The following is a 17,961-nucleotide window of genomic DNA, read 5'->3' as shown; positions in this document are numbered from 1 at the left end:
CCTCATCACGTCCCTCGCGATGCTCCACACCAAACACGCCGACCTGCCCTCCCGCAAACACGGCAACCCGCCCCAGTAACCCGGCGGACCCGCCGCGGCAACCCCGCGGACCCCTCTCACAGGGAGACTGACACCCATGACCACGCCCGACATCCGCGTCGAGAAGGGCCACGCCGAGCCCGAGGAAGTCGCCGCCATCACGGCCCTCCTCCTGGCCCGCGCCGCCGCCCGCCCCGCCGAGATCGCCCCGGCCCACCGAGGCCGCGTCAAGGCCGGCTGGCGCCGCCTGGAACGAGAGCCCGGCTTCCGCGCCCCGCACAGTTGGCGCTGACCGGTACACATACGAAGAAGGCCCCTCCTGGACGGAGGGGCCTTCTTCGTGCGACGCCCGTCGGGGAAGTGCCCTCAAGGGGCGCGGGGCTGTGTCGATGTGCGGCTCCGCCGCGTGGGCGCGACCAGCCGCAGACGAGCCGCACCCGGCAATGCAACAGCCCCCGGCAGCCCAGTGGCCGCAGGGGGCGTTACGCAACCCGGCTGGGCGCGGAGCGCTAGCGCAGACGCGCCATCAGCGCGTGCTCCACGAGCGTGATGAGCGTCGACTTCGCGTCGGCCCGGTGCCGGGCGTCGGTGGTGATGATCGGGGTGTCGGGACCGATCTGCAGCGCCTCCCGGACCTCGTCCGGGTTGTACGGCTGCTGACCGTCGAAGCCGTTCAGCGCGATGACGAACGGCAGGCCCGAGTTCTCGAAGTAGTCGACGGCGGGGAAGCAGTCGGCGAGCCTCCGCGTGTCGACCAGGACCACCGCGCCGATGGCGCCGCGCACGAGGTCGTCCCACATGAACCAGAACCGGTCCTGGCCGGGCGTACCGAAGAGGTACAGGATCAGGTCCTGGTCGAGCGTGATGCGGCCGAAGTCCATGGCGACCGTGGTGGTCGTCTTGTCCCCGGTGTGGGTGAGGTCGTCGATACCCGCCGAAGCGGATGTCATGACGGCCTCTGTGCGCAGCGGGTTGATCTCCGAGACGGCGCCGACGAACGTGGTCTTGCCCACGCCGAAGCCGCCCGCCACCACGATCTTCGCGGAGGTGGTGGAGCGGGAAGGACCGCCGCTAGAGCTTGCGAAGTCCACTGAGCACCCTTTCGAGCAGTGTCACGTCTGGCTGGCCGCCGGCGTTCTCGTCGCCGCCGGGCTGATGGATGGCGACCAGTCCCGCCTCCGCCAAGTCGGCGACGAGGATCCTGGCCACGCCGAGAGGGATCGTCAGAAGGGCCGAGACCTCGGCCACCGACTTGATTTCCCGGCAGAGGTTGCAGATCCGCTGATGCTCGGGCAACTGGCCCTGCATCTGGTGCGGCTGCGCGGTCGTGTGCACCAGCGCCTCGATGGCGAGCTGGTACCGCGGCCTGGTACGGCCGCCCGTCATGGCGTACGGGCGCACCAGGGGGTTGTTCGACGCCCCGGCGGGCGCCGGCTCGGGGGTGCGGCGCTGCGGCTGCACGGGCTGGATGCGCGGGGCCTGCGGCTGGTCGTACGGCGCGGGGCCGGGGCCCTGTGGCGCGTACGGCTGCCGGTGGCCGGGGGCGGAGGGGAAGCCGTACGGGTTCGCCGAACCGTCGCCGTGGCCCTGTGCAGGGCCGTACGACCAGTTGCCCGAAGACGGACCGCCTGGGGGTGTTGCCACTTTCTCCTCCTCCGACTGTGCCTGGCACCCATCACTGTGGAGCCGCGTCCCGAAACCTTACGGCCACGGGACGCCAAAACGCACCGTCTGCCCGTTAGTTGAGAAGACTCCCTTGGAGCTCCGCACGCAGGTCCGGCGTCAGGACCGTACCGGCTCGGTCCACCAGAAGGGCCATCTCGTACCCAATGAGGCCGATGTCCGCCTCCGGGTGTGCGAGAACCGCGAGCGACGAACCGTCGGAGATGGACATGATGAAGAGGAATCCCCTCTCCATCTCCACAACCGTCTGGTTCACGCTGCCGCCCTCGAAGATGCGCGAGGCACCGGCGGTCAGCGAGGTCAGACCGGAGGCGACGGCCGCGAGCTGGTCGGCGCGGTCGCGCGGGAAGCCTTCGGACATCGCCAGAAGGAGTCCGTCGGCGGAGACCACCACCGTGTGGGACACCCCCGGGGTGTTGTCCACGAAGTTGGTGATCAACCAGTTCAGGTTCTGTGCCGCCTGGCTCATCGGGCTCACACTAACGCTCCTGGTTGTAGGTGCTGTCAGGACCGAAGCCCTGGCCGTTCGTTTCACTGCCTGCGGTACGGCCCCGTTGGACACCGCGCCGCAGGTTGCTCAGCCTGCCCCGGACGTCTTCCGGGGCGCGGGAGACCTGTGGGCCTCCCTGGTGGGTGGTTTCGGCGGAGCCCTCGACCAGGTTGGCCCTGGGCACCCGCCGCGGCAGACCGGAGGAGGTCACTCCGCCCGCCTTGGGCTTCCTCAGCTGCGAGGCCTGCTGCCAGCGCTCGTCGTTGGCCGAACGCCAGTCGTCGCCCTCCGGCGCGGAAGCCGGCGCTTCGTGGTTCACGTGCCGCGCGTCGCCCGGAGCGCTCGCGGTGGATCCGCGGCGCGGGAGTCCGGCGTCGGTCAGGTCGTGAACGGCCGAGGGGGCCGGTCCCGGACGGTCGAAGCCTACGCGGTCCGCCTCGGTCACGTCAGCGGCCTGCGCGGATTCCGCTTCCGGGGCATCCGCAGGGTACTGGGTCGGGTAGCCGTTCTGGTAGCCGTTCTGCTGCGGCCAGTCGTCCTGGTGACGCCGCTGCTCGAAGGCCGAGTAGCTCTCCTGGGTACCGGCACCGGCCGCCGTGTGCTGCTCCTGGCCCGGCTCCGCATACGAGGGCTCGGGGTAACCGCCGCCCGACGTGTAACCGTCGTTCTGCTGCAGGCCGCCGTCCGGCGCGTAGTACTGCTCGTCGTACGCCGGCTGCTGCGGCTCCTGGTACGCCGTCTGCTGGTCGTACGCGGCGGGCTGCTGCTCCTGGTAGCCGCCCCGGCCCTGGTCGTAGCCCGGCTGGCCGCCGAACTGGTCGGCGTACCCGGCCATCTCGTCGGCCTCGGGGCCGTCCTGGCCCGGCTGCGCCTGCGACTGGGGGTGCGCCTGGGCCTCCAGGGCCGCACGGCGCTCCTCGCGCATCAGGGAGCGGCCGACCGGGTCGAGCTCGCGTATGTCGTCGGGGACCTCGGCGTAGCGGCTGTCGTCGAAGCCCAGCTCGGCGGCGGTCCGCAGGGGCTGCTGCTGGCTGAAGCTCTCGCCCTGGAACTCCTGCTCGGGGATGATCTGCGAAACGGTGAACTCGTCGCGCTGCATCTGCTGCTCGCCGCCACCGCCGTGGGTGATGGCGTCCGGCAGCATGACCAGGGACGTGGTGCCCGCCTGCTCGCCGGAGGGGCGCAGCTGGACGCGGATGCCGTGCCGGTCGGACAGCCGGCCGACCACGAACAGGCCCATGCGCTGCGAGATCGCGGCGTCCACGGTCGGCGGGTTGGCCAGCTTGTGGTTGATGTCCGCGAAGTCCTCGGCGGTCAGGCCGATGCCCTTGTCGTGGATCTCGATCATCACGCGGCCGTCGGGCAGTCGGGTCGCGGTGACGCGCACCTTGGTCTGCGGCGAGGAGAACGTGGTGGCGTTCTCCAGCAGCTCGGCCAGCAGGTGCACGAGGTCGGTCACGGCCCGGCCGTGGATCTCGGCCTCCGGCACGCCGGACAGCTCGATGCGCTCGTACTGCTCCACCTCGGAGGAGGCGGCGCGCAGGACGTCGACCAGCGGGACCGGCTGGTCCCAACGGCGGCCCGGCTCCTCGCCGGCGAGGACCAGGAGGTTCTCGCCGTTGCGGCGCATGCGGGTCGCGAGGTGGTCCAGGCGGAAGAGGTTCTCCAGCTGGTCCGGGTCGGCCTCGTTGTTCTCCAGGTCGGTGATCAGGGTCAGCTGGCCCTCGATCAGCGACTGGTTGCGGCGCGACAGGTTGGTGAAGATCGCGTTGATGTTGCCCCGCAGCAGGGCCTGCTCGGAGGCGAGTCGCACCGCCTCGCGGTGGACCTGGTCGAAGGCGCGGGCGACCTCGCCGATCTCGTCCGTGGAGGTGATCGGGATCGGGGCGACCCGGGTGTCGACCCGGCCGGGGTCGGTGCGGGAGAGCTGGTCGACCAGCATCGGCAGGCGCTGCTCGGCGATGCCGAAGGCGGCGTTGCGCAGCTGACGCATGGAGCGGCTCATCTGGCGGGCCACCATGCCGGCCAGGATGAACGCGGCGAGCAGCGCGACCACGACGATGGCACTCGTGATGTAGGTGTCCTGCTCGGCGTCGTCCGCGATGGCGGACGCCTCGGCCACCGCGCTGTCGGCCATGTCCGACTCGATCGTGCGGTAGGCGTCGAACTTGAGGGTGTTGACCGCCCACCAGTTTTCGGGCGTGATGCCCTGCTGGGCCAGGGCGGCCCGCGCGGCGGTGTCCGTGGAGCTCAGCTGGGCCAGCTCCGAGACCATCGTGGTGGGGTTGGACGGCGGCGGCACGTAGTCCGCGTCCTTGGCCTTGGCCTCCTTGGCCATGGCCGCGCCGTCCTCCTTCACCTTCTGCTCGGCGTCCTCGAGCTTCTGCGCGTCCGCCTCGGTACCGCCGCCGATGTACTCCTCGACGGCGATGCCCTCCAGATAGGCGTACGAGGAGAGGGCGACGCGCTGGCTGGCGAGGTGGCTGGGCTCCGGACCCGGCTTGACCAGCATGTGCATACCGATGGAGCGCTCCAGGGAGAGCGCGGCCTTGGTCAGGGAGATCGCGTAGACGGTACGGCCGTAGGAGGTGATGTTGCCGGTGCCCAGACCGAGTTCGTTGGCGAACGACATCAGGGTGTGGGCGACCCCGGTGTAGCCCTCCTCGGTCTCCACGCCCTTGAGCTTGGAGGTGTAGGCGGCCGCACGCAGGGACTGGAGCTTGGGCTCCTGCTCGCGGAACAGCTTCAGCCGGCGCTCCAGGCCCGCTGTGCCGGGCATGTTCTGCACGGCCTCGTCGAAGCCGTCGGCGGCGTCGTCCGTGGCCTGGCGGGCCTTGGTGACGGTGGCGTCCTTCGCGCCCTTGCCCTGGAGCAGCGGCGCGGCGGTGATGTCGCGCTCGTTGTAGAGGGCGTTGGCGTAGCTGAGGGAGGCCTGCACGAGACGCGCGGTGTTCTCGGCGTCCTCGGCGTCCTGCCAGGTGTCGATCGAGCTCTTCACCTGGAAGCCGCCCATGACGAGACCGACCAGCACGGGTATGAGCAGGATCGCGTTCAGTCTGGTGGTCACCCGCCAGTTGCGCGGGGAGAAACGGCCGCCGCTCTCGGCGGGTGCGGCCGTCGGTTCCGAGCCGGGCACGGGGGCGGGCGCCGCTGTGCGCGGCGGCGGGGTGAAGTTGCCCCGGGCCGATGGCTCGGGACTGTTATTGCTTCGCCTCACTCGACCAACAACCTCTCGGCGGTCGGCACCTTCGTCGTGCCGCAGTGTCTCAGAGCCCAGTCCGTCATCGAGTACGCGCTACTGCTGAGTACATCTTTGACCATTGGGCAGTTCTGGCATTCCAGCACGACGACCTGCGCTCTTCCAAACACTGGAAACCGGGGATTACACGTGATGTAAGCCCCAGATAAAACGGTCATAAAGAGCGAGGCCCGTCAAAAGACGGGCTGTTCGTGCGCGCAGCGACACCGGTTGACCGCGACGCGTGTCGGTACCACCCGATTCCTCTGCCGAAACGTTATGAACACCGGAGCCGACCGTGTCAAAGGACACAGTCGGTTCCGCCACATCTACGACAACTGCCGTATGCACCCACCGACTTGGGTTGCTACCTCAGCCGTGCCATCAGCGCGTGCTCCACCAGCGTGATCAGCGCACTCTTGGCATCGGCCCGGTGCCGGGCGTCGGTGGTGATGATCGGGGTGTCGGGACCGATCTGCAGCGCCTCCCGGACCTCGTCCGGGGCGTACGGCTGCTGACCGTCGAAGCCGTTCAGCGCGACGACGAACGGCAGGCCCGAGTTCTCGAAGTAGTCCACGGCCGGGAAGCAGTCGGCGAGCCTCCGCGTGTCGACCAGGACCACCGCGCCGATGGCGCCGCGCACCAGGTCGTCCCACATGAACCAGAACCGGTCCTGGCCCGGCGTACCGAACAGGTACAGGATCAGGTCCTGGTCGAGCGTGATGCGGCCGAAGTCCATGGCGACCGTCGTGGTCGTCTTGTCCCCGGCGTGCGTGAGGTCGTCGATACCGGCGCTGGCCGAGGTCATCACGGCCTCGGTGCGCAGCGGGTTGATCTCCGAGACGGCGCCCACGAAGGTGGTCTTGCCGACGCCGAAACCGCCGGCCACCACGATCTTCGCGGAGGTGGTCGACCGACCCCCGTCAGAGCTTGCGAAGTCCACTGAGCACCCTTTCGAGCAGTGTCACGTCCGGCGCACCGCCGTTGTTCTCGTCGCCGCCCGGCTGGTGGATGGCGACGAGCCCGGCCTCGGCGAGGTCCGCCACCAGGATCCGGGCCACACCCAGCGGCATCGCCAGCAGCGCCGACACCTCGGCCACCGACTTCACCTCACGGCACAGGTGGCAGATGCGCTGGTGCTCGGGGAGCAGCCCCATGAGCGCTGCCGGGTCGGCCGTCGTGCTGATCAGCGCCTCGATGGCGAGCTGATAGCGCGGCCGGGTCCGGCCACCGGTCATCGCGTACGGACGTACCAGCGGCTGGTCGCCCTCGTCCTCGTACGGCTCCGCGTACGGATCATGAGAGGCGGTGGGCGGGGTCATGAATCCTCCGGGCGGGACAGCAAGTCGGTCAGTCGTGCCGTCTGACGGGGCCGGTGGGGGGATTGTGGCGGCCGGACGGTGATTTGGTGAGACGGGTGGTGCCGGGGCCTGTCAGTGGAGCAGACTTCCCTGTAGTTCGGCGCGCAGGTCCGGGGTGAGCACAGCCCCCGCGCGGTCGACCAGGAGTGCCATCTCGTAGCCGACGAGGCCGATGTCGCACTCGGGGTGCGCCAGGACGGCCAGGGACGAGCCGTCCGAGACGGACATGAGGAAGAGGAACCCGCGTTCCATCTCCACGACCGTCTGTGCCACGTTGCCGCCCTCGAAGATCCGGGACGCCCCGGCGGTCAGTGAGGTCAGCCCGGAGGCGACGGCCGCCAGTTGGTCGGCGCGATCGCGCGGGAACCCTTCGGACATCGCCAGAAGGAGTCCGTCGGCCGACACGACGACGGTGTGGGACACCCCCGGGGTGTTGTCCACGAAATTCGTGATCAACCAGTTGAGGTTCTGTGCCGCCTGGCTCATCGGGCTCAACTAACGCTCCTGCTGGTGAGTGGGCCGCGGGTAGCTGCCGGTCTGGTTGCTGCCGGCCTGACGGCCCTGTGCGATTCCCCGACGGAGATTGGTCAGCCGGCCGCGCACGTCGTCGGGCGCGCGGGAGACCTGCGGACCGCTCTGGTGCGACTGCTGCTGAGCCGTGCCCGGGACCAGGTTGGCCCGGGGCACCCGGCGCGGCAGGCCGGAGGTGGTGACACCACCGGCGGCCGGCTGCCGGACGCGCTCGGCCTGCCGGACGAGGTCGTCGTTCGGCGAGCTGCGCCAGGCGGAGGCGGTGCTCCGCTGGGGCGCGGAGGGGGTCTGCTGCGACGCCGGGGCCTGGGGCTGGGCCTGCGGCTCCGGGGCGTTGCCCTGCGGCCTCGCGCCACGGTCGCCGTGGAACCAGTTGGTCTCCAGCGTGTCGTACAGCGGCGTACGCCCGTCACCGGGACCGGGCGCCGGGGGCAGTGCCTCGGGCTCCTGCCGGACCGGACCCCGCTGCTGCGCGGGGGCCGGCGGCTGGGGCGCGCCGAAGTCGTTCCCGGCGTGCGCGCCGTTGACGTGCGGGCGCTCGAACTGGCCGGTGCCGGCCGGGTTCTGCCGGCCCGGCAGGGCGTGCTGCCCGGTGGAGCCGTTGTCGTACGCCTGCGGGGCCGCGAACTGGCCGGTCGTCGCCGGGTCGTTCGGCGCGCCCTGCGCACCGAAGATGTCCTGGCGGACGAACTGCCCGTTGTCCTGCTGCGGAGCGGCCGGTCCGGCGGGGGAGAACTGGTCGCCGCGCGGGGCGTTCGTCCCGGGACGGCCGTACTGCTCGGGGGCGGCCTGGGCGAACTGGCCCGTGTTCTGCGGCGCGCCGGGGGCCGGTGCGTCGAAGTCGGGTCGGGCGAACTCGGCCGTGGAGCCGGGGCCCTGGTGCTCGTCGAACCGGGGCACGGCCGGCATCTCGGCGGTCGAGCCCGGGCCCTGCCGGTCGTCGAAGCGAGGCATCCGGTCCGTGCGCGACGAGCCGGGCTCCTCGTGGCCGCGCGGGGTGTCCAGCGAGGCGCGCGGCACGGGCGGCTGCGCGTTCTCGTCGCTCCAGCTGGGCACCCGCGGCTGCGGGTTGCCGCCGGGCAGCTCGGCCCGCGGACCGCCGCGCGGCGGCAGCTGCGGACGACGGCCCTGCTCGCCGTTGGCGTTGCCGTTGTTCTTGCGCCTGCCGCGCTGCGGGGATGCGGGTCCCCCCGGCCGAGTCTGTTCGAGGCTGGGGGAAGGTCCGCGACCGCTGTTGAAGGCGTCCTGGCCACCCTGGGGCATGGTGCCCTGCGGTGCGTTGCCCTGCGGTCCGTTGCCCTGCGGTCCGTTCATGCCCGCGGCCTGCAGACCCTGCGGAGCACCCGGCGCCTGACCGGCACCGGCACCCGCGCCGGCCGGAGCCGGGCGGCCCTGCTGAGGCGGCGCCGCCGGGGACTGCGGTCCGCGCGGTCCGCCCGGACGGCCGCCGGCGTCACGCCCGGGCAGTGCGGCGCGCGGTCCCTGACCGGCGCCGAGCCGGCCGCCGCCCGGTGCACCGGCGCCGAGGGCGCCACCACCGGGGCCACCGCCCTGGCCGCCGCCACGCCGGGCCGCCGCGGCACCGGCCGCGGCCTGCGCGGCCGCCGGACCGCCACCGCCCACGGCCGGCTGACCCGGCTTGGGCTGCGGCTTGCGACCGCCCTGGGCGACGTCGACGGGCAGCATGACCAGCGCGGTCGTGCCGCCGGAGTCGGACGGGCGCAGCTGGATGCGGATGCCGTGCCGCTGCGACAGACGGCCGACCACGAACAGACCCATGCGGCGGGAGACCGAGACGTCCACGGTGGGCGGCGAGGCGAGCCGCTCGTTGATCGCCGCGAGGTCCTCGGGCGAGAGGCCGATACCGGTGTCGTGGATCTCGATCAGGACGCGGCCGTCGGGCAGCGCGTGACCGGTGACCTTGACCTTGGTCTGCGGGGAGGAGAACGACGTCGCGTTCTCCAGCAGCTCGGCGAGCAGGTGCACGAGGTCGTTGACGACCCGGCCGGCCACCTCGGTGGTCGGCACGGCGGCCAGCTCGATGCGCTCGTACTGCTCCACCTCGGACGCGGCGGCACGCAGCACGTCGACCAGCGGGACCGGGCGGGTCCAGCGGCGGCCGGGCTCCTCACCCGCGAGGACGAGGAGGTTCTCACCGTTACGGCGCATGCGCGTGGCGAGGTGGTCGAGCTTGAACAGCGAGGACAGCTGGTCCGGGTCGGCCTCGCGGGACTCGAGCTCGGAGATCAGCGACAGCTGGCGCTGGATCAGACCCTGGGAGCGGCGCGAGAGGTTGGTGAACATCGCGTTGACGTTGCCCCGCAGCAGGGCCTGCTCGGCGGCGAGGCGGACCGCCTCGCGGTGCACGTCGTCGAAGGCCGCGGCCACTCGGCCGATCTCGTCCCGGGAGTGGACGCCGACGGACTCCACGGAGGTGTCCACGTCCTGCGGGTCGGTCTCGGAGAGCTGCTTGACCAGCTCGGGCAGACGGTCCTGGGCGACCTTGGTCGCGGTCTCCTCCAGGCGGCGCAGCGAGCGGATCATGGAGCGGGCCACGACGAAGGCGCCGACCAGCGAGACGCCGAGCACGATCAGGATCAGCGCACCGGAGATGATCGCTTCCTGCTCGGAGGCGCTGCGCAGCTCGCGGGCCTTCTGCTCCATGTCCTCGAGCAGCGTGTGCTCGATGTTCTTCATCTGCTGGATCTTGGTGGAGCTGTCGTCCAGCCAGTCCTGGTACGACCGCTTGTCCAGCCCGGCGAGGCCGTCGGGACCGCCGAGAGCGCGGCCGGCGTAGGTGTCGGTGGCCTCGATGGTCGGGTTGCCCTGGGAGATGGGCTTGAGGAGTTCCTCGGCGCCGTCGCCGTAGATGCTGGTGAAGCTGCGGATCTCGGACTTCTGGCTCTGCAGCGCGGACTCGGCGTACAGCCGGTCGTTGTCGGAGAGGTCGCCCCGCGTGGTGTTGCTGGCCGGCAGCGCCGCCGCGATGACCGCGCGCTGGATGGACGCGTACTCCTTGGCCGACGAGAACGCCGACAGGGCGCGCGTGCGCTGGATCATCTCGGGGTTGCTGGTCGCCTCCGCCATGTCCTGCGAGAGGTCGAGCAGGTGGGTGATCAGGCGGTGGTAGGCCTCGACCGTCTGCGTCGAGTTGTCCTCGGCCTGGTAGGCGGTGCTGCGGATCTTGTTGAGGTCGTTCAGGTCGCTCGCGAGGCCGACGAGGCTGTCACGGACGCCGACGAGGTTGCCGTCCTTGCTGGCGGCGTCGATCTCCTCGGAGCTGTCGAGGAAGTTCTTCAGGGCCCGGTCGGTCTTCTCCCGGTCGCCCTTGACCGCGATCGCGCTGGCCTTCGAGCCGTGCGCGAGCGGACCGGCGGACTGGTCGCGCTCCTCCTGGAGCGCCGCGGCCAGTTCGGTGGCCTGCTTGGTCATGTCCGTCAGCAGCTTCATGTTGTCGAGCTGCTGGATGTCGTCCATGGACTGGTTGATGCGCAACGCGCCCAGCGAGGTGGCCGCGACCACGGGGAGGGCGAGCAGCGACACCAGACGGGTGGAGATCCGCCAGTTGCGCAGGGCTATTCGCGGGCCGGGGCCGGACGGACCCTTCGGGGGCTTCACCGCCGCCGGGCCGGGAGGGGGCGTGGAGGCCGTCGGGCCGGGGCGCCCGGGGCGCTCCGCGCTGTCGCCGGACGGGGCCTGACCCGGGTTCTGGGCGTGCTGGGGCGAGGAGCTGCCGGCCATCGGGCCAGTCCCGCCGTGCGGCTCCGGCTCCGCCGAAGCGCTGCCATCCCTCTTGAAACGTCCCTGCACTAGCGTCGCAACCTCTGGACCAGGCGCCCCTCCGCGTGAACGGCGGGACACGGTGTCGGCGTCATAGGGGCGCCCTGAATACGCCCCCGTGGTGGTCGTGAGTGACCGGCGCTGGCTCCCCCTTCGTGCCGCCGCGCGGCGCTTCTCTGCGCCCCCTGTGCGCCGGCTCGATCCTGCGGCGGTCCGTGGAATTCCAGCACAGTGCAGGATCTCCAACAAGGCCCGTGGGTCAGGCCGTGAGATAGGTGACAGCACGTGAGGGGCGAGTCACCGGTCGTAGAAGATGATCACCCGCAAAACGGACACATGCCCGCGAGTCGTCGATGGGTCTCGGGTGTCCCAGTCGCCATGATCAGGAGCGGAATGATGGCTTCAGTGGGTCAATGTCCGTTTCGTTGGGGTGAACCGGGTGCCTGGATTGACCGGTTTGACCATGGATAAGTGAGCAAACTCACATGCTGATCATGGGCCCTCCTCGCGTTCGACGGGAATCGCATGTTTAGCCTGACGCTTTACAGAGAAGGCAAAACCGACAACCCGCGCCCGCACGAGGGTCCTTGACCCCCTGGCGCCCGGACACGACAGGGTCTCGTACAACCGTGAAGACGACGATGATGTTCCACAAGATCGCCAACCCGCGACGCACGACGCTGGCCCACCTGAAGGACGCCGACGAACTGCAGACGCCGGACCGGCCGGAGCACTCCGTCGAGCTCCCCGCCCAGACCGCCAACCCCAGGCGCACGGTTCTCATGGAGATCCCGGTCGCGGCCACCGCCGCAGAGTAGTACGCCACCGGGCCGCCCCACGTTCACCCGGCGGCCCGCGCACGGGCGCCCGCGCGGCCCCCGCCCGCACCTCACCGGTGCTCGCGGCGGGTGATGCGCGAGGCGCCCGAGCCCGGGGCAGGCCCTGCCGCGTTAGCCTGGAGCGTCAGACTCCAGCCAGCTCAGTCAAGGGGCCAAGCAACCCGTGCGCATCGCCAGGTTCTCCATCGACGGGAACGTCGCCTTCGGCGCGGTCGAGGGCGACCAGCCGGACGAGCTCGTCCTCGACATCATCAAGGGCATCCCTTTCGCGGACTTCGAGCTCTCCGGCACCAAGGTGCCGCTGAGCAAGGTGCGGCTGCTGCCGCCGGTGCTTCCCAACAAGGTCGTGGCCTTCGGCCGCAACTACGCCGAGCACGCCCGTGAACTCGGCAACGAGGTGCCCGACGCCCCGTTCGCCTTCTTCAAGCCGTCCACCTCGGTCATCGGCCCCGGCGACGAGATCCAGTACCCCTCCTTCTCCGAGGAACTGCACCACGAGGCCGAGCTCGCCGTGGTCATCGGCCGCATGTGCCGCGAGGTGCCCCGCGAACGCGTCAAGGACGTGATCCTCGGCTACACCTGCGCCAACGACATCACGGCCCGGGACGTGCAGCGGCGCGAGAAGCAGTGGGCCCGGGCCAAGGGCTTCGACTCCTCCTGCCCGCTCGGTCCCTGGGTGGAGACCGAACTGGACCCGAGCGACCTGACGATCCAGCTCACGGTCAACGGCGCACAGCGCCAGCTCGGCCGCACCAGCGAGATGATCCACCCCATCGAGGACCTGATCGTCAACATCTCCGAGGCCATGACGCTGCTCCCCGGCGACGTGATCCTCACGGGCACCCCGGCTGGGGTCGGCCCCCTCAACGTCGGCGACGAGGTCGCCGTCACCATCGAAGGCATCGGCACTCTCACCAACAAGGTTGTCAAGCGTGGCTAGCGCACCCGGCTCCCCAGTACGCGTACGTTTCTGTCCGTCCCCCACCGGTAACCCCCACGTGGGCCTGGTGCGCACCGCCCTGTTCAACTGGGCGTTCGCCCGGCACCACCAGGGCACGCTGGTCTTCCGCATCGAGGACACCGACGCGGCCCGCGACTCCGAGGAGTCGTACAACCAGCTGCTCGAGGCGATGCGCTGGCTGGGCTTCGACTGGGACGAGGGCCCCGAGGTCGGCGGCCCCCACGCGCCGTACCGGCAGTCGCAGCGCATGGACATCTACAAGGACGTCGCCCAGAAGCTGCTCGACTCCGGCCACGCCTACCGCTGCTACTGCTCCCAGGAGGAGCTGGACACCCGCCGCGAGGCCGCCCGCGCCGCCGGCAAGCCCTCCGGCTACGACGGCCACTGCCGCGACCTGAGCGCCGAGCAGGTCGAGGAGTACGAGGCCCAGGGCCGCGAGCCCATCGTCCGCTTCCGCATGCCGGACGAGACGATCACCTTCACCGACCTGGTCCGCGGCGAGCTGACCTTCACCCCGGAGAACGTCCCGGACTACGGCATCGTCCGGGCCAACGGGGCGCCCCTCTACACGCTGGTGAACCCCGTCGACGACGCCCTGATGGAGATTACCCACGTCCTGCGCGGCGAGGACCTGCTCTCCTCCACCCCGCGGCAGATCGCCCTGTACAAGGCGCTGATCGAGCTGGGCGTCGCCAAGGAGATCCCGGCCTTCGGCCACCTGCCCTACGTGATGGGCGAGGGCAACAAGAAGCTGTCCAAGCGCGACCCGCAGTCGAGCCTCAACCTCTACCGGGAGCGCGGCTTCCTCCCCGAGGGCCTGCTCAACTACCTCTCCCTGCTCGGCTGGTCGCTCTCGGCCGACCAGGACATCTTCACCATCGACGAGATGATCGCCGCCTTCGACGTCTCCGACGTGAACCCCAACCCGGCCCGTTTCGACCTCAAGAAGTGCGAGGCGATCAACGGCGACCACATCCGCCTGCTGGAGGTGAAGGACTTCACCGAGCGCTGCCGCCCGTGGCTGAAGGCCCCCGCCGCCCCCTGGGCGCCGGAGGACTTCGACGAGGCCAAGTGGCAGGCGATCGCGCCGCACGCGCAGACCCGCCTGAAGGTCCTCTCCGAGATCACGGACAACGTCGACTTCCTGTTCCTTCCGGAGCCGGTCTTCGACGAGGCCAGCTGGACGAAGGCCATGAAGGAGGGCTCGGACGCCCTGCTGCGCACCGCCCGCGAGAAGCTGGACGCGGCGGACTGGACCTCCCCCGAGGCCCTGAAGGAGGCCGTCCTGGCCGCCGGCGAGGCCCACGGCCTCAAGCTCGGCAAGGCCCAGGCCCCGGTCCGTGTCGCCGTCACCGGCCGCACGGTCGGCCTGCCCCTGTTCGAGTCCCTGGAGGTCCTCGGCAAGGACAAGGCGCTGGCCCGCATCGACGCCGCGCTGGCCAGGCTGGCGGCGTAACGCCCACGTGTGAGGGGCGGCATCCGGAGTCTCCGGGTGCCGCCCCTTCGCCGTTCCGGCGGACGCGGCACGCCCGGGGGCGTTACGGTCGGATCATGAGCATTCGCGCCGTGGTCTGGGACGTGGACGACACTCTCTTCGACTACACGACCGCGGACCGCGAGGGCATGCGTGCCCACCTGGTGGCCGAGGGGCTGCTCGCCGGGTACGGATCCGCGGAGGAGGCCCTCGCGCGCTGGCGGGAGATCACCGACCTCCAGTGGGCCCGCTTCGCGGCCGGCGAGGTCGACTTCGTCACACAGCGGCGCGACCGCACCCGGGTCTTCCTGGACCGGCCGGAGCTGACGGACACCGAGGCCGACGACTGGTTCGAGCGGTACCTGGCGCACTACGAGGCCGCCTGGTCCCTCTTCCCGGACGTCCTGCCCGTCCTGGACGCCCTGGCCGCCAGCCACCGTCACGCGGTGCTGTCCAACTCCAGCCTGATCGTCCAGGACCGCAAACTGCGCGTCCTCGGCGTGCACGACCGCTTCGAGGCCATTCTGTGCGCCGCCGAGCTGGGCGTCTCCAAGCCCGAGCCCGGCGCCTTCCTCGCCGCCTGCGACGCCCTCGGCCTCGCCCCGCACGAGGTGGCGTACGTCGGCGACCACCCGGAGATCGACGGACGCGGCGCCGCCGACGCCGGGCTGCTGTCGGTGTGGATCGACCGCGGCGGCGCCTACGCGACCGTCGACCCGCCCGTCGGGCCGCGCCGTATCGCGTCCCTCTCCGAACTCCCCGCGCTCCTCGGCGCCGATACTCGTTTTGGAGCCCCGTCCACCTTCGGGTAATGTTCTTCCTGCGCCGCCGGGGAGCGGGCCGAAAGGCCGGAGAACCGGAGGCGCAACGCTAGAACAAGATCCCCTCTGGGGCTTGCGTTCCAGTGGCCTATGGTGTAATTGGCAGCACGACTGATTCTGGTTCAGTTAGTCTTGGTTCGAGTCCAGGTAGGCCAGCTCGCAGAGCTCATCTGCACCCGTGGAGATCATCTCCACAAAGCCCCCGTTGTGTAGCGGCCTAGCACGCTGCCCTCTCAAGGCAGTAGCGCCGGTTCGAATCCGGTCGGGGGTACAGATCCTTCCCGCGAGGACAGTTGGGTCGCACCCGCTGCCTTCGATGCAGGATCGCTAGGGCCCCCGTTGTGTAGCGGCCTAGCACGCCGCCCTCTCAAGGCGGTAGCGCCGGTTCGAATCCGGTCGGGGGTACTGACTGGTCTAAACCACATTGGTCTATGGTGTAATTGGCAGCACGACTGATTCTGGTTCAGTTAGTCTTGGTTCGAGTCCAGGTAGACCAGCTCGGACCTGCGGAAACGCAGAGTCCACGCCCCCGTTGTGTAGCGGCCTAGCACGCCGCCCTCTCAAGGCGGTAGCGCCGGTTCGAATCCGGTCGGGGGTACACCACAGGAAGGCCCTCCGCTTCGGCGGAGGGCCTTTCCTCGTGCCCGGCGCCGACTTACTCGAACCCGTACCGCCGCGTCGTCTCCTCCTCCTGGGCCAGCCGGTGCAGCGCCTGCAGCACGGGTTCGTTGAGGATCGCCCCCAGGACCGCGAACTCGACCCGCTCCGGCTCCGACGGGTGCCTCTCCATGTTGTCCACGTCGAGGACGGCCGTCCGGTGCATCAACTCGGCGTACGGCGCGAGCTGTCCGGCCCCCCAGTCGTAGCCGAGCCGGCGGAACGCGGCCACCCCCACCACCAGCGCGCGGTACGCGGGTGAGATGTCCGCGAGCCGCTTGGCGTTCTCCCAGCCGAGCCGGTCCAGGAGCGCGCTGACCTCCTGGTGGGCGGCCTGCACGTACTCGTCGTCCTCGTCCGGCTCCGGCCCCTGCGGCAGCTCCCACAGGGCCGCGCCCAGCCGGACCGAACGGCCCAGGGACTCGTCGTCGACGTGCCGGAGCACCTCGCGGGCGTTGGCCACCGGGACCTTGCCGACCTGGATCAGTGCGCGTACCAGCCGCAGCCGGCGCAGGTGCGTCTCGTCGTACTCCGCCGTGGTCGCGTTGAGCCGGCGGCCGGGCGGCAACAGGCCCTCCCGCAGGTAGTACTTGATCGTCGCGGTGGAGACACCGCTGCGGTTGCTCAGTTCGGCGAGCCGCATGTCTTGCGCCTTTCATTGGGTAGCGGCACTATCCAAGCATGGCGGACACGGAGAAGACGGCGGGCCGCGCCATGCGGCTCACGACCGCGGATGCTCGGGGAGATGTGGTCGTCCTGCTGATCGGGATGCGGATCAACCGGTTCTGGGCGGTGCACCAGTGGCTGCCGGTGATGCTGGCGATGTTCAGGATGCTGGCGGAGCTGAAGAAGGATCCGGGGCGGGGGATGCTGTCGCGGGTGCTGCTGACGGCCTCGCCGCGGACGTACTACGTCGTGCAGTACTGGGAGTCCAAGGAGAAGCTCTACGCGTACGCGAGCGCGCCGGATGCGTTCCACCACGAGATGTGGCGGCGGGTGAACCGCATGGACCGGGACGGGAAGTTGCGGGGGCACGTCGGGATCTGGCACGAGGCGTACGTCGTTCCGGAGGGACGTTACGAGGCGATCTACGGGGACATGCCGGCGCTCGGTCTCGCCGCGGCGCATGGGCAGGTGCCGCTGGAGGAGCGGGGGCGGTATGCGAAGGACCGGTTCGCTCATCGGTCGGAGGGCGGGAAGGCCGCCTGAGTGCCGTACGCGGTGCTGACTGTCTGCGGCTGCGGGTTGTCCGTGGCCGGTCGCGCGGTTCTCCGCGCCTGTGAGATCTCTCCGGTCCCGTCGGGAAAGGGCCTGCCGCGGCGTTGAGGCCGGCGCTTTCCCGGCGGGACCGGTGTTGCGGGGCGTGTCAGCCCGAGCGGCGCAGGGCCTCCGACAGGCGAGCCGCCGCGTCGATGACCGCCTGGGCGTGCATACGCCCCGGGTGGCGCGTCAGGCGCTCGATGGGGCCGGAGACCGAGACGGCGGCCACCACGCGGTTGGAGGGGCCGCGCACGGGCGCGGAGACGGACGCGACGCCGGGCTCGCGCTCGCCGATGGACTGGGCCCAGCCGCGGCGCCGCACGCCGGAGAGGGCCGTCGCCGTGAACCGGGCGCCCTGCAGTCCGCGGTGCAGCCGCTCGGGTTCTTCCCAGGCCATCAGGATCTGAGCCGAGGAGCCCGCCTTCATCGTGAGCGTGGAACCGACCGGGACCGTGTCCCTCAGGCCCGACAGGCGCTCCGCCGCGGCGACGCAGATGCGCATGTCGCCCTGGCGCCGGTAGAGCTGGGCGCTCTCGCCGGTCACGTCCCGGAGGTGGGTGAGCACCGGGCCCGCCGTGGCCAGCAGCCGGTCCTCGCCGGCCGCCGCGGCCAGCTCGGCCAGGCGCGGGCCGAGAATGAACCTGCCCTGCATGTCGCGCGCCACCATGCGGTGGTGTTCCAGCGCCACGGCCAGGCGGTGGGCCGTGGGTCGTGCCAGTCCGGTCGCGCCGACCAACCCCGCGAGGGTGGCCGGACCGGACTCCAGAGCGCTCAGGACGAGGGCCGCCTTGTCCAGAACGCCGACGCCGCTACTGTTGTCCATGCAA

General features: G+C 70.6%; 16 protein-coding genes and 5 tRNA genes. 11 read left to right on the top strand and 10 right to left on the bottom strand.

All coding sequences use genetic code 11. The annotated features are described in order from the left end of the window. Positions 1-136: 136 nt before the first annotated feature. Positions 137-331, top strand: coding sequence for an acyl-CoA carboxylase epsilon subunit (locus IE260_RS32385; protein WP_189878381.1), 195 nt, complete (start codon positions 137-139; stop codon positions 329-331). A 217-nt stretch (positions 332-548) separates the two neighbouring features. Here IE260_RS32385 and IE260_RS32380 read toward each other — a convergent pair whose 3' ends face one another. The 8 genes from IE260_RS32380 to IE260_RS32345 all read right to left on the bottom strand — a co-directional run bounded on the left by IE260_RS32380 (position 549) and on the right by IE260_RS32345 (position 11,152). After that, positions 549-1,130, bottom strand: coding sequence for a GTP-binding protein (locus IE260_RS32380; protein WP_026243582.1), 582 nt, complete (start codon positions 1,128-1,130; stop codon positions 549-551). After that, the gene (locus tag IE260_RS32375; RefSeq protein WP_189878379.1) at positions 1,111-1,683 is read right to left on the bottom strand and encodes a DUF742 domain-containing protein; all 573 of its coding nucleotides are present in this window, start codon (positions 1,681-1,683) and stop codon (positions 1,111-1,113) included. Before IE260_RS32375 ends, IE260_RS32380 begins: the two co-directional genes overlap by 20 nt. A gap of 94 nt (positions 1,684-1,777) precedes the next feature. Continuing rightward, the gene (locus IE260_RS32370; protein ID WP_004983065.1) at positions 1,778-2,191 is read right to left on the bottom strand and encodes a roadblock/LC7 domain-containing protein; all 414 of its coding nucleotides are present in this window, start codon (positions 2,189-2,191) and stop codon (positions 1,778-1,780) included. 10 nt (positions 2,192-2,201) lie between these two features. Beyond that, on the bottom strand, positions 2,202-5,429 hold the full coding sequence (locus tag IE260_RS32365) for a sensor histidine kinase (protein ID WP_189878377.1): 3,228 nt from the start codon (positions 5,427-5,429) through the stop codon (positions 2,202-2,204). A gap of 388 nt (positions 5,430-5,817) precedes the next feature. Next, a complete protein-coding gene (locus IE260_RS32360; protein ID WP_189878375.1) occupies positions 5,818-6,393 on the bottom strand; it encodes a GTP-binding protein in 576 nt (191 codons plus the stop codon). Further along, positions 6,374-6,772 (bottom strand): DUF742 domain-containing protein, encoded by a 399-nt coding sequence (locus tag IE260_RS32355; RefSeq protein ID WP_003973454.1) that lies wholly within the window; start codon positions 6,770-6,772, stop codon positions 6,374-6,376. The genes IE260_RS32360 and IE260_RS32355 overlap by 20 nt, the downstream gene beginning before the upstream one ends. A 111-nt stretch (positions 6,773-6,883) precedes the next feature. Continuing rightward, complete coding sequence (locus IE260_RS32350; protein WP_003973453.1) at positions 6,884-7,297, bottom strand: roadblock/LC7 domain-containing protein; 414 nt, start codon at positions 7,295-7,297, stop codon at positions 6,884-6,886. Positions 7,298-7,306: 9 nt separating this feature from the next. Beyond that, positions 7,307-11,152: a sensor histidine kinase gene (locus IE260_RS32345; protein WP_189878373.1), complete on the bottom strand. Its 3,846-nt coding sequence runs from the start codon at positions 11,150-11,152 to the stop codon at positions 7,307-7,309. A 599-nt stretch (positions 11,153-11,751) separates the two neighbouring features. Between IE260_RS32345 and IE260_RS32340 the strand changes: the two genes are divergently transcribed. The 9 genes from IE260_RS32340 to IE260_RS32300 all read left to right on the top strand — a co-directional run bounded on the left by IE260_RS32340 (position 11,752) and on the right by IE260_RS32300 (position 15,815). Next, positions 11,752-11,940: a hypothetical protein gene (locus IE260_RS32340; protein ID WP_189878371.1), complete on the top strand. Its 189-nt coding sequence runs from the start codon at positions 11,752-11,754 to the stop codon at positions 11,938-11,940. 184 nt (positions 11,941-12,124) lie between these two features. Further along, complete coding sequence (locus IE260_RS32335) at positions 12,125-12,901, top strand: fumarylacetoacetate hydrolase family protein (RefSeq protein ID WP_189878369.1); 777 nt, start codon at positions 12,125-12,127, stop codon at positions 12,899-12,901. Beyond that, positions 12,894-14,378, top strand: a complete 1,485-nt coding sequence (gene gltX, locus IE260_RS32330; protein WP_189878367.1) for a glutamate--tRNA ligase — start codon at positions 12,894-12,896, stop codon at positions 14,376-14,378. The genes IE260_RS32335 and gltX overlap by 8 nt, the downstream gene beginning before the upstream one ends. 95 nt (positions 14,379-14,473) lie before the next feature. Next, positions 14,474-15,208, top strand: a complete 735-nt coding sequence (locus IE260_RS32325) for an HAD family hydrolase (protein WP_189878365.1) — start codon at positions 14,474-14,476, stop codon at positions 15,206-15,208. Positions 15,209-15,301: 93 nt separating this feature from the next. Next, positions 15,302-15,373: transfer RNA gene (locus IE260_RS32320), tRNA-Gln, on the top strand. A gap of 42 nt (positions 15,374-15,415) precedes the next feature. After that, a tRNA-Glu gene (locus IE260_RS32315) sits at positions 15,416-15,488 on the top strand. 61 nt (positions 15,489-15,549) lie between these two features. Next, a tRNA-Glu gene (locus IE260_RS32310) sits at positions 15,550-15,622 on the top strand. A 20-nt stretch (positions 15,623-15,642) separates the two neighbouring features. Next, positions 15,643-15,714 (top strand) — tRNA-Gln (locus IE260_RS32305). Positions 15,715-15,742: 28 nt separating this feature from the next. Next, positions 15,743-15,815: transfer RNA gene (locus tag IE260_RS32300), tRNA-Glu, on the top strand. 57 nt (positions 15,816-15,872) lie between these two features. Here the strand turns inward: IE260_RS32300 and IE260_RS32295 are convergent. Next, a complete protein-coding gene (locus IE260_RS32295) occupies positions 15,873-16,517 on the bottom strand; it encodes a MerR family transcriptional regulator (RefSeq protein WP_189878363.1) in 645 nt (214 codons plus the stop codon). 38 nt (positions 16,518-16,555) lie between these two features. Here IE260_RS32295 and IE260_RS32290 point away from each other — a divergent pair, with 38 nt between their 5' ends. Further along, positions 16,556-17,083 carry a DUF4188 domain-containing protein gene (locus IE260_RS32290; RefSeq protein ID WP_373303435.1) on the top strand — a complete coding sequence of 176 codons (528 nt, stop codon included), beginning with the start codon at positions 16,556-16,558 and terminating at the stop codon, positions 17,081-17,083. A 157-nt stretch (positions 17,084-17,240) separates the two neighbouring features. Here IE260_RS32290 and ndgR read toward each other — a convergent pair whose 3' ends face one another. After that, a complete protein-coding gene (gene ndgR, locus IE260_RS32285; RefSeq protein ID WP_009320373.1) occupies positions 17,241-17,957 on the bottom strand; it encodes an IclR family transcriptional regulator NdgR in 717 nt (238 codons plus the stop codon). Positions 17,958-17,961: the final 4 nt, after the last annotated feature.

The organism is Streptomyces viridiviolaceus, from assembly GCF_014650995.1.
In the GTDB taxonomy this organism is placed as follows: domain Bacteria; phylum Actinomycetota; class Actinomycetes; order Streptomycetales; family Streptomycetaceae; genus Streptomyces; species Streptomyces viridiviolaceus.
Note: the sequence above shows the minus strand (reverse complement) of the source record. Positions and strands in the feature narration are given on the sequence as shown.